The following is a 9376-nucleotide window of genomic DNA, read 5'->3' as shown; positions in this document are numbered from 1 at the left end:
CTCGTCGACGCCGACATGAACGAGGAATCGACCCGCCTGAAGGCCCTGCAGACCCAGCAGCAGCTCGCCATCCAGTCCCTGTCGATTGCAAACAGCGCCTCGGAAAACATCCTGACGCTCTTCCGTTAATAGAAGCGGCCGGCCGGGACGTCGTTCCCGGCCGACATCCACAGCTCAGAGCCGTCTCTCGTCCGAGAGGCGGCTTTTTGCGTTCCGGCCGCGCATCATCGCAATCGGGCCAGGTTTCAACGGACCGAAAAATTTACGATTTCTTCATCTTTGTTAAGACTTCGTTACGTGTTAACCATTTGTTAACCATTGCTCGTTAACCCTTGGTTAAGAATGACGGCCCGCCACCCAGGGCAAAACAGGTGGCGGTGCGCATGACGCGGCCTCTGTCGTTACCGGTCCTCACTCCGGAATGTCTCCCCAGAAGACGACTCCAGACAGGGCAGAAGCCAGATGACCAGTATCCTGACGAATTCCGGCGCCATGGCGGCGCTGCAGACACTCCGTTCAATCGACAGAAGCCTCGAGACGACGCAAGCGCGGGTATCCTCCGGCCTCCGCGTCGAGACGGCTGCCGACAATGCCGCTTATTGGTCGATCGCGACCACCATGCGCTCCGACAACCGCGCGCTTTCGACCGTGCAGGACGCGCTCGGTCTCGGTGCCGCAAAGGTCGACACGGCCTATGCCGGTATGGAATCGGCCATCGAGGTCGTCACGGAAATCCGGACCAAGCTCGTTGCCGCCACCGAAGAAGGTGTCGACAAGGACAAGATCCAGGAAGAAATCACCCAGCTCCAGGCCCAGCTCGTGAGCATCGCGGAAGGGGCTTCCTTCTCCGGCGAGAACTGGCTGCAGACCGACCTGACGACCGCCGGCGGCTCCGAAACGAAGAGCGTCGTGGCATCCTTCGTTCGCAGCGCCTCCGGTGACGTCTCGGTCAAGAAGGTCGACTATACGCTCGACTCCACGACGGTCCTCTTCGACGAGGGCGGCGACCTCGGCATTCTCGACCTGACGGCAGTCATCGAAGGCGCTGCGGTCGCGCTCAACGTCAATGTGGGCGGCGTCATCAGCCAGTACACCGTGGCAGCCTTCACCACCGAGGAGGTCATCACGGCCGGCGCCGGTGCATCGACCTTCGACGGAAGCTACGCTACCGACGGGACCAACGATTATGTCAAGGTCGACGACGACACCTGGGTGATTGCCGTCGACCAGACGACGGTCACCAACCAGGAGGTCGCCTACGAGGACTCGGGCGGCAGTCTCTGGGCCGTCGACACGACCAACCTCGCCGTCGCGACGACCTCTTCCGTCGATACGCTGGCAATCGACAACAGCACCACGACCACCCAGCTCGACGGCCTGCTCAAGATGGTCGATACGGCACTCGAGTCGATGACGAGCGCCGCCGCCGACCTGGGTGCGATCTCCACCCGTATCGAGATGCAGGAAGGCTTCGTCGCGACGCTGACCGACGTGATCGATTCCGGCATCGGCCGATTGGTCGACGCCGACATGAACGAGGAATCGACCCGCCTGAAGGCGCTGCAGACCCAGCAGCAGCTCGCCATCCAGTCGCTGTCGATCGCCAATACCTCCTCGGAGAACATCCTCCAGCTCTTCCGCCAGTAAGGCGACAAGCATTCCGAGCCGCCGTGCCGTGGGTCATCCGGTGCCGGCGGAGGTTGGGCCGCGCTATTGCCCTGGCGCGGCCCAATACCTTCATCCTCGCACAAGTTTGGCCCGCTAGCCTCGCCCTCACAATCAGGAAGATTGCGCGCGAATCAGGAAATGCGCGAGGTCCGGGAGACATGTCAGCGGTGTTGCAGAAGCGCAGAAACGAAAGTTCGTCCCAGATCCGGTCAGGTGTCGACCGTCACGCCATGCCGTCCGGCATCCGCGCGGGAGACGGGGCATGAACGTTCAGCTGGCGCGTTACCTCAAGGATTTCACCCCGCCCAAACCGCGCCCGTCGCCGCTCTTCCAGACGGCAGGCCTGCACGGCGACCTGCGGATGGGTGCGGACAAGGCTATCCCCATGCAGAGCCCGGAACCGGCCGTCGACATCGAGGCGGAACGCGCCGAAGCCTACGAAGCGGGGCATCAGGCCGCGACCGATACCCTTGCCGAGCAGCATCGGCGCGAGATCGCCGAGCTGTCGGCGCGCCACAGGGCGGAACTGGACACTTTGCGGGAACAGTTCGAGCGCGACTACGCCGCGCGGCTCGCCGAGCGGTTCTCCGGCATGGTCGAGAAGGTCGGCGATCTTGTTGCGGAGCAGGTCGCCCATGTCATCGCCCCGGTGATGGAGGAGGTTCTTGCGCGCGAGGCCGTGGCAAATCTGGCGCAGATGATCCGCAACGGGCTTCAGGCCGGCGAGGGCGTCACGGTCACCGTGCGCGGCTCCGACGCGCTCTTCGAGATGCTGAGGGCGCATTTCGACGACGTCGCGGCGTTCCGTCACCAGCCGGCGGACGACACGGACCTTACCGTTGAATTCGGCGAGACGATCCTCGTCACGCGCATGGCAGCCTGGGCCGATACGGTGCGGAAGGTGCTGGCATGAGCGAAGAGAACCACCATCACGGCAAGAACGAGATCATCATCGTCAAGCGTCACGGCGACCATGACGGCGACCACCATTCGGCCGCCTGGAAAATCGCCTATGCGGACTTCATGACGGCGATGATGGCGTTCTTCCTCGTCATGTGGCTCGTAAACGCGGCCAACGAGGAGACGAAGGCGTCGGTCGCCTCCTATTTCAATCCGATCAAGCTGACCGACGACCGCCCGGCCGACAAGTCGGTCGAAAAGCCCGGCAAGGATGCGGAGGGCGAGAACACCCAGGACAAGTCCAAGGAAGCCGGTGAGAAACAAGCCGCCGGCAACGGCGAGCAGAAGGGCACGGACCAGAGCACCGCCGCCGGCGAGGAGACGCAGTTCTCCGAGGCGGATTTCTTCGAGAACCCCTATTCGGTCCTTTCGGAGATCGCCCAGGAAGTCGGCCAGCAGGCCAATGTCAGCGCCAAGGGCGAAGGCGGCGCGGACAATTCCGGCCCGGCGACCGGTGCGAGCGGCGGCGAGGCCTACCGCGATCCTTTCGATCCGGATTTCTGGACGCAGCAGGTGGAGGTCACCGAGGCGTCATCCACGGCGCATGAGGCCGAAAACGCTCAGGAGACCGCCAAGGTCGAGGCCGCTCCGGCAGGGGCTGCCGAAACGAAGGCCGCCGAAGACGCGGAGCAGAAGACCGCCGGCGCGGCAGAGGACGAGGCGGCGCAGAACGAGACCGCGAAGGAGGCCGCGGAGGCCGACCGGCTGCAGAAGCAGATCGCGAAGGAGATCGGCGCTCTCGGCAAGCTGGCCGAGGGGCTCACGGTGACGCCTGCGGAGGGCGGGCTGCTCGTCAGCCTGACGGATCAGACCAATGCCGCGATGTTCAATGTGGGCTCTTCCGTGCCGCGCAAGGAAATGGTGCTCGCCATGGAGAAAATCGGCAAAATCCTCGCCGAGCGGAAAGGCGCTGTCGCCATCCGCGGGCATACCGACGGCCGTCCCTTCAAGGGGGGCGAAAACGACAACTGGCGGCTTTCCATGACGCGTGCGCAGAGCGCCTATTACATGCTGGTTCGCGCCGGGCTCGACGAGCGGCGCGTCAGCCAGGTCAGCGGCTTTGCCGACCGGAGACTGAAGGTACCGGAAGACCCGTTCGCCGACGTCAACCGCCGCATCGAAATCCTTCTCCAGTCGGACGAGGGCTGACATCATGCGGTCCGCGCGACGGATGCTGATCTGCGGAATGATCATGGCGGCGGGACATCTCCTGCCGCCCCTCGCGCATGGCGAGGGCACGGAGGATCTGGCGCCCTACAAGATGATCCGGTCGCTGCAATATGTTCAGGACTCGGTCGTGCTCGGCGATCATTCCGCGATGGAGATGCAGCGCTTCCTGCTCGGGACGATCGACGACCGGCTGCTGACCGGCGGCCCTTCCATGTTCGACGATCCGCGCAACGTCGATGCCGCGCTGGTCTATGCGATGAGCGGCGGCAATCCGTCGACCCTCGACAAGCTGGCGGAAGCCGACGTCGACGGCCATTTCGACACACGGGTCACGGATGCGGTGAGAAACTATCTCGGCGGGCGTGGCTCCGTGACGGCCAAGTCGCTCGCCGAGATCTTTCCCGAATACAAGGATCGCCAGATCGGTCCCTATCTGGCGCTGGTGTCGGCGAATTCGGTCATCCGCAAGGATCCTGCGCTGGCGCTCACCTATTTCGACTGGGCCCGGCTCACCGCGCCGGGAACGATTGTCGAGGAGGCGGCGCTTCGCCGTTCGATCTATGTCGCCGTCGAGAACGGCTGGGTCGAAAAGGGCGTGACCTATTCGAACCGCTATGCCCGGCGTTTCCTGCGTTCGCCCTATGCGAGCCAGTTCGCGGACCTTTTCGTCAAGCTCTCGGTCGACCATTCCGACACGGTATCGGAAGACGATATACTGGAAGTGCTCTCGTTCATGGACGTGCCGAGACGTCAGGAGGTCTATCTGCGCATGGCGCGGCTGGCGGCGATTTCCGGCAAGCAGCGGCTCGCAAGTCTCGCCGCCGAGCGTGCCCAGGGGCTTTCCGGCGACGGAGAATCCGTGCCGCGCCTGCTCGCCGATCTCTATTCGAGCCTCGCTTCGGTGCCCTCGAGCGACGTCAGCCAGGCTATGGAAACCATCATTGCGCTGCCGGACGAAAAGCTCTCGGCCAAGGACCGGGCGCTGAAGGAAGCGGCGCGCGTCGTGGCGGAGGAGGTTCTGAAGGTTCCCGTGCTCCAGGAGCAGGAAAAGGCGGAAAGCGCGGATCGGGATCAGCGTCCGGCGCCGGCGGGCATCGCGGCGGAAGATGATGACATGAACCCGACGGCAGTTGCCGTCGAGCAGCCGGCGGAAGCCGTTGACACGGAGGCCGCCAACGATGGCGGCCCGCAAGAGGACAGGGGCCTCGACCCGGCATTCGACGGCTTCGTCGCGTCCGGAAAGTCGAAACTCGACGAGATCGACGCCCTGCTGAAAGGAGAAGGCGGTTGAGCAACCTGAACATCGCTGCGGCCGGACTGCCGGTTGGAAACGCATCGTCCGCCAAGGTCGGAAGCAAACAGAGTTCGACGGAAGCCGAGAGCGTGTCGCGAGGTCGCGAATTCGAATCCGTCTTCGAGAAGTCGAGTGGCGGCAGTGGTCAGCAGTCAAAAGAGGACGGCGAGAGCCGCTACAGCCTGGCACGGGTCTTCTCGACGGACGGCGGAACCAGTGTTGCGTCGCGGGTCGCGATATCGCAAAACAAGGCCGGTGCATCGGACACCTCGACCGACCAGCCGGAACCGGCCAAGGACCACACCAAGGCCGCAGCCACGGATACGCTCGGCGAGGCGCAGTCGCATCTGCTGGAAAACGGCGAGGCTGTCGGGGATGATCCGGCAACCGTCGGCAAGGAGGGCAAGCGCGCGGCCGACAGGGTGCGGCATGCCGCTGGCGACGAGACGGGGGACGACGGGACGGACGAAGACGGTGACGACCTTCTGGCGCTGCTCGATGCAGCATCCCAGGTCGCAAAGGACAATGGGACCGCGACCGCGCAACAGCCGGCAGGCCGGACGGATGCCGCGCCGCAGACGGCTGGCGACACCGATGCCGAAACGATGCAGGCGCTGCAGGCAGCGGTTGGCGCGCAGGATCCGATGATCGGGCAGCAGGCCAACGGGCGGACCGTGAAGCAGGTCGCCGGCGAGAAGGCGGAGAGCAAGTCTGTGGCCCGCCTCGGCGGCACGTCGTCGTCCTCGGATCAAGCCTTGCCGGCGACCGACGGCAACGCCGCATCCGGCGAGGTCGGACCGTCCGCAGCGGACCAGATCTTCAAATTCGTCCGCGCGGACGGCAAGGGCAAAGAGATCGAGCTCGCCATCGGCGGACGCGGCGACGTGGCGACGGTCAAGGATGCCCCCCTATCGGTGGCGGATGATACCGTGACGGTGCTCGACTCGCGCCGTTACCTTGGGCTCGCCTCGACCACCAATTCGGCGGCCGTGACGGCGGCGATCGCGCAGGATGCCGAATGGGCGAGCCAGTTGACATCCGGCGCAGCCACGATGGCGGACGATGCGGTCACGGGCAAGGCCGTGCACACGCTGAAGATCCAGATGCAGCCGATCGACCTCGGCAGCGTCACGGCGACGCTGCGGCTCTCGGGCGACGAACTCGTCGTCAATCTGCAGGTGGAGACGGGAGAGGCCTACCGGCAGCTCTCCGGCGACCAGGACGGCATCGTCAAGGCTCTCAAGGCCCAGGGCTTCGCCGTCGATCAGGTGACGGTCCAGTTCAGCCCGACCGACCGGTCTTCGGCCAACAGCCAGGGCAACGGCCAGGCGGCCTTTGCCGGGCAGCAGCAGACCCACGAGGGCAATGGCGGTCGACAGGGCGGCAACCAGCAGACCTTCAGCGGCCAGAACAGCGCCGGCAACGATGGAGCATCCTATGACCGCAGCCTGGCAGAAAGCGCTGTCTCTTCTGGCGTTCAGTCTGGCCGCGGCGGCGTCTATCTCTAACGCCTGCGCGAGCACCGGCCTCTGCGAGCGCGAGATCCTGCGGGCGGCACAGAAATACCAAGTGCCGGCCGGCATTCTCTATTCCGTGGGATTGACGGAGACCGGCCGCAAGGGTTCTCTGCAGCCATATGCGTTGAACATCGAAGGCAAGGCGGTCTTCGCCGCCGACAAGCGCGAGGCGCTTGCCGCTTTCGAGGCGGCGCGGTCGCGCGGCGCCAAGCTGATCGACCTCGGCTGCATGCAGATCAACCACCATTTCCACGGCGGCGAATTCGCGTCTCCGGCGGAAATGTTCAATCCGCAGCGCAACGTCGACTATGCGGCCCGTTTCCTGGCCGACCTCCATGCCCGCCACGAGACCTGGACGATGGCGGTGGCGCGTTACCATGCGGGCCCCAACAACGATCCGGCGCAGAAGCGCTACGTCTGCCGCGTGATCGCGAATCTGGTCGCGACAGGGTATGGACAGTGGACGACGAACGCCCGTCGCTTTTGCAATTAATACACCTAAAAATTGAGCCAATTCGCGCCTGCAGCAATGTGGCGGGAATGTGCGAACTTAAGGCAGGGCAAGAGGAGAATCCGGCCTTTGTTAACTTTTCCACTGTTTCATTGTGGCTATTTTCCCTGACACCTACTATATGTAGATCAAATCGGCACATAATTCTTAATCAACTATTAAAATCACCTGATGATTTCATCTAGTTGCCGGTGATTCGCCTGATTCGTACGACTGTTCCATCGAGGCACCACACTGATTCGGAGGCGGACGAATGATCGTAGTGGTTGATGAGCGGGAGCTCGTTAAGGACGGATACACATCTCTATTTGGTCGCGAGGGCGTGCCCTCGACCGGCTTTGATCCGAGAGAGTTCGGCGAGTGGGTCAGCTCCGCGGCCGACAATGACATCGACGCCGTCGAGGCGTTCCTGATCGGCCAGGGCCAGCACACTCTGGAACTGCCGCGTGCGATCCGGGATCGCTCGCAGGCACCGGTCATCGCGGTCAGCGACACACCTTCTCTCGAGACGACGCTCGCGCTCTTCGACTGCGGCGTCGACGACGTGGTTCGCAAGCCGGTTCACCCGCGCGAGATTCTGGCCCGGGCCGCGGCGATCCGCCGCCGCCTGAAGGCGCTCGTGCAACATACCGACATCGGTCCCATCCGCGTCTTTTCGGATGGGCGGGATCCGGAGCTCCATGGCGAGGTCTTCGCCCTGCCGCGCCGCGAGCGCCGCATTCTGGAATATTTGGTCGCCAATCGCGGCCGCCGGCTTTCCAAGACGCAGATATTCAACGCGATCTACGGCATCTTCGACGAGGACGTCGAGGAGAATGTCGTCGAGAGCCACATCAGCAAGCTGCGCAAGAAGCTGCGCAAGAAGCTCGGCTTCGACCCGATCGATTCCAAGCGCTTCCTTGGCTACTGCATCGACTGGAACTGACTGTCTGGGGCGCTTCGGCGCCCCTCGTTGTTCTGCCCGGCGGCGGACCGGGCCGAACAGCTTCACGCAAGGCCCGTCACCTAGTCTCGGGCCAGATCAAAACGAGGAATTGCCATGAGTCTCTACGGAACGATGAGAACCGGCGTATCGGGCATGAATGCACAGGCGAACCGCCTGAGCACGGTGGCCGACAACATCGCCAATGCGAACACGACCGGCTACAAGAAGGCGTCGACGCAGTTTTCATCCCTGATCCTGCCGACGACGGGCGGAGCCTACAACTCCGGCGGCGTCACCACGGATGTCCGTTATTCGATCTCCGCCCAGGGTACCTTCACCTATACCACCTCGGCGACCGACCTTGCCATCAACGGCGAAGGCTTCTTCATCGTGCAGGGTTCGGACGGCGTCGAGTATCTGACGCGTGCCGGCGCCTTCACCGCAATGGACGACGGAACCCTGCAGAATTCCGCCGGCTTCACGCTGATGGGCTACGAATATTCCTCGACGGACGACCCGACGATTGTCGTCAACGGCTTCGACGGATTGAGCGAGATCAACCTTTCGTCCGGCTCCCTCAACGCGGAAGCGTCGACCACCGGCACGCTCGACGTCAACTTGCCCTCCAACGAGGCCGCCGGCTACGTCAAAGCGACGTCGCTCGTCGCATACGACAGCCAGGGCAACACGCGCCTGCTCGACTTCACCTATACCAAGACGGCCGACAATGAGTGGGAAGTGGAAGTCACCTACGACGGTACGTCGATCGCCGGGCCGATTGCGATGGAATTCGACTCAGACGGCACGCTGATCTCGCCCTCGCCGGCGGAGATCACCACCACCGCACAGACGATAGCCGGCGCCGAACTCGGCGCGTTGACGATCGACATCGCGGGCTCGACCCAGCTTGCCTCCGATTTCGAAGTGTCGGACGGCGACATTGACGGCAAGGCGGCCAGCAAGGTGACGGGCTATGAGATCAGCGATGACGGAGTCGTCTCCCTGAAGTACGACGACAACACGCTCGTCCCCAAGTACCGGATTGCCATGGCTTCCGTCCAAAGCCCGGACAACCTCACCCCGCTGCCCGGCAACGTCTATACGCAGAGCAACGACTCCGGTGTCATCGTCATGGGTTACGCAGGGACCGGCGGATACGGCAGTATCCTCTCCGGCGCGCTGGAGGATTCCAACGTCGATATTGCCGAAGAGCTGACGAGCATGATCGAGTCGCAGCGCAACTATACGGCCAACTCCAAGGTCTTTCAGACCGGCTCCGAACTGATGGAAGTCCTCGTCAACCTCAAGCGGTGACGTGAACGCAACACTGT

At 63.6% G+C, this 9376-nt stretch carries 9 protein-coding genes; all 9 read left to right on the top strand.

Translation table 11 applies throughout. The features are described 5' to 3' along the window. On the top strand, window positions 1-129 hold a 129-nt coding region (locus LXM94_RS06250), incomplete at its 5' end, for a flagellin (RefSeq protein ID WP_268965039.1). A 333-nt stretch (window positions 130-462) separates the two neighbouring features. Next, window positions 463-1647: a flagellin N-terminal helical domain-containing protein gene (locus LXM94_RS06245; protein WP_235770300.1), complete on the top strand. Its 1185-nt coding sequence runs from the start codon at window positions 463-465 to the stop codon at window positions 1645-1647. Window positions 1648-1930: 283 nt separating this feature from the next. After that, on the top strand, window positions 1931-2581 hold the full coding sequence (locus LXM94_RS06240) for a hypothetical protein (RefSeq protein ID WP_235770299.1): 651 nt from the start codon (window positions 1931-1933) through the stop codon (window positions 2579-2581). Next, complete coding sequence (locus LXM94_RS06235; protein WP_235770298.1) at window positions 2578-3777, top strand: MotB family protein; 1200 nt, start codon at window positions 2578-2580, stop codon at window positions 3775-3777. The genes LXM94_RS06240 and LXM94_RS06235 overlap by 4 nt, the downstream gene beginning before the upstream one ends. Window positions 3778-3814: 37 nt before the next feature. Next, window positions 3815-5089 (top strand): chemotaxis protein MotC, encoded by a 1275-nt coding sequence (gene motC, locus LXM94_RS06230; RefSeq protein WP_408015592.1) that lies wholly within the window; start codon window positions 3815-3817, stop codon window positions 5087-5089. Then, entirely contained in the window at window positions 5086-6600 is a 1515-nt protein-coding gene (gene fliK, locus LXM94_RS06225) for a flagellar hook-length control protein FliK (RefSeq protein WP_235770296.1), read from the top strand. The genes motC and fliK overlap by 4 nt, the downstream gene beginning before the upstream one ends. Next, window positions 6530-7102: a transglycosylase SLT domain-containing protein gene (locus LXM94_RS06220; protein ID WP_235770295.1), complete on the top strand. Its 573-nt coding sequence runs from the start codon at window positions 6530-6532 to the stop codon at window positions 7100-7102. The genes fliK and LXM94_RS06220 overlap by 71 nt, the downstream gene beginning before the upstream one ends. A gap of 271 nt (window positions 7103-7373) precedes the next feature. Next, a complete protein-coding gene (gene rem / locus LXM94_RS06215; RefSeq protein WP_235770294.1) occupies window positions 7374-8045 on the top strand; it encodes a transcriptional activator Rem in 672 nt (223 codons plus the stop codon). Window positions 8046-8159: 114 nt separating this feature from the next. Then, a complete protein-coding gene (locus LXM94_RS06210) occupies window positions 8160-9359 on the top strand; it encodes a flagellar hook protein FlgE (protein ID WP_235770293.1) in 1200 nt (399 codons plus the stop codon). Window positions 9360-9376 lie beyond the last annotated feature (17 nt).

The organism is Rhizobium alarense (genome assembly GCF_021555155.1).
Taxonomy (GTDB): Bacteria; Pseudomonadota; Alphaproteobacteria; order Rhizobiales; family Rhizobiaceae; genus Rhizobium_D; species Rhizobium_D alarense.
Note: the sequence above shows the minus strand (reverse complement) of the source record. Positions and strands in the feature narration are given on the sequence as shown.

Coding starts and splice junctions, on each gene's coding strand:
- LXM94_RS06245 (WP_235770300.1), top strand. CDS start 463: ATGACCAGTATCCTGACGAATTCCGGCGCCATGGCGGCGCTGCAGACA.
- LXM94_RS06240 (WP_235770299.1), top strand. CDS start 1,931: ATGAACGTTCAGCTGGCGCGTTACCTCAAGGATTTCACCCCGCCCAAA.
- LXM94_RS06235 (WP_235770298.1), top strand. CDS start 2,578: ATGAGCGAAGAGAACCACCATCACGGCAAGAACGAGATCATCATCGTC.
- motC (WP_408015592.1), top strand. CDS start 3,815: ATGATCATGGCGGCGGGACATCTCCTGCCGCCCCTCGCGCATGGCGAG.
- LXM94_RS06220 (WP_235770295.1), top strand. CDS start 6,530: ATGACCGCAGCCTGGCAGAAAGCGCTGTCTCTTCTGGCGTTCAGTCTG.
- rem (WP_235770294.1), top strand. CDS start 7,374: ATGATCGTAGTGGTTGATGAGCGGGAGCTCGTTAAGGACGGATACACA.
- LXM94_RS06210 (WP_235770293.1), top strand. CDS start 8,160: ATGAGTCTCTACGGAACGATGAGAACCGGCGTATCGGGCATGAATGCA.